This window comes from Polaromonas sp. P1_G2, assembly GCF_056405515.1.
Map to the genome: position 1 here is coordinate 1 of NZ_JBFUBY010001280.1, position 431 is coordinate 431.

Below are 431 nucleotides of genomic sequence, written 5' to 3' on the forward strand. Positions count from 1 at the left end.
GCGCCACATTGGGCGGCAGGCTGACGCTGCGTATCACGCACATCAAGCGTATCTGCATCGTCGGCTCGATGATCAGCGGATTGGCCTTCATCGCCACGGGCCTGTTTGCCTCCCAGACATCGCTCGTCGTATTGGAAATATTGCTGGTGGTTGTCGGGCTCGGCATGGGCGTGAATTTCCCCATCACCATGGTCTCCGTCCAGAATGGCGTAGACCAGAAACATCTCGGTGTCGCCACCGGCATGCTGACCTTCCTGCGCTCGCTCGGCAGCGCGCTCGGCGTCGCCATGCTCGGCGCCATCGCGCTCAGCCATGGCGTGCCACTGGGCACCGAAGGCCGGGGCGGAACGGTCACGCATGTTGCGAACGCGTTGCCGTTTTCACTGCTTTATTACGCCATGGCGGCGATGATGCTCGTTGCTGCCGTGATC

1 pseudogene is annotated in these 431 nt (G+C 61.9%); it reads left to right on the plus strand.

Annotated elements, in window-relative coordinates:
* Positions 1 to 80 precede the first annotated feature (80 nt).
* Positions 81 to 431 (plus strand): annotated as a pseudogene (locus AC1D0P_RS30140) (hypothetical protein); the annotation flags it as partial.